Source organism: Spirillospora sp. NPDC049652, assembly GCF_040675125.1.
Taxonomy (GTDB): Bacteria; Actinomycetota; Actinomycetes; order Streptosporangiales; family Streptosporangiaceae; genus Spirillospora.
In genome coordinates this window covers 1-1,148 of record NZ_JBFAOF010001524.1, presented here as the reverse complement: position 1 = coordinate 1,148, position 1,148 = coordinate 1, and the positions used below count along the sequence as shown (strand labels likewise).

Genomic DNA, 1,148 nt, shown 5'->3' with positions numbered 1-1,148 from the left:
GGCTCGCGCGGCTCGCGCGGCTCGCGCGGCTCACGGTGTCGGAGCGGTTCGCGGGGAAGGCGCGGGCGGCGGTGTGACCACCTACCAGGAAGAAGAGGGCGAGGGTCTGGAAGATCCAGCTGAGCGGGGTGAGGGCGGGGATGCCGCGCAGCGGGCTGGCCGGGTGCAGGACCCCGCCGTGGTTGACCATGGCGGTGACCAGCCAGTGGCCGACGACGACCCCGAGGATGGCGAGGGCGCGCAGGGCGTCCACGGCGCGGTCGCGGTCGTCCGGCGTGGTCGCCTCGATGAGCGTGACCAGGCTGGGTCTCCGTTCGCCCATCCGGCGGTAGCGCTCGGCGTGCCAGGCGGGGAGCGCGGGCTGCTCAGCCATGGGTCACCTCCGGGTCCTCGTGCAGGGCGATGCGGGTGAGGTTGGTGAGTGCGGTCGACCCCGGCTTCAGGTAGGCGCTGTGCGGGCCGCTTCCGGCGTCGAAGCGGCGGGCGCCGAAGCCGGTCGAGACCGGATCGCGGCCGAAGCCGACGCCGAACACCCGGAGATGGGGGACGAACCGCGTCCAGTCGCCGGACGAGCGGCCCGCCCACACCTGCGCGGACGGGAAGATCTGGTCAGCCGAGTTCGCCGTGGTGCCGGGGCTGCCGTACAGCGCGACCTCGTCCACCGGCAGCGGCCCGGACCTGCCCGCCCTGCCGCAGACGACCGTTCCGTAGCTGTGGCAGAGCAGGGCGATTCCGGCGCGCCCGTTGAGGTGGTGCAGGTCGTTGACGAACCCGCGCAGGGCGGTGGCGGCCGTGCGGGCCCGGCCGTCGGTGAGGATCGCGTCGCCGCGCGTGGACGGGGAGGCGTAGCCGAGCCAGGCGACCACCGCGAGCCGGATGCCGGGGGCCTCCCGGCGGGCCTGGTCGGCGACGGACCGGGCCCCGCCGCCCGCCCACTTCCAGGAGTCGAAGTTGGTCAGCAGCCCGTCCGCGCCGGGCACGACGACGGCGACGCGGTCGGCGTTCGCCAGGTCGCCGACCACCTCGACGGCCCGGCCCGATCCGCGCGCGTCGAACGACAGGAAGTGGCGGCCCGGCGACAGGAAGCCGGCCATCGCCCGAGCCCGCCCGCTGTCGTGCGCGCGTGCGCCGATGGCGTGCCCCGCCTT

The 1,148-nt window shown here is 75.4% G+C and carries 1 protein-coding gene and 1 pseudogene; both read right to left on the bottom strand.

Features of this window, described 5'->3' with window-relative positions:
• A pseudogene (locus AB0J52_RS41650) lies at positions 1-373 on the bottom strand (hypothetical protein); the annotation flags it as partial.
• The coding region (locus AB0J52_RS41645) for an alpha/beta hydrolase (protein ID WP_500188806.1) at positions 366-1,148 on the bottom strand (783 nt) is incomplete at its 5' end. The gene AB0J52_RS41645 and the pseudogene AB0J52_RS41650, both read right to left, overlap by 8 nt.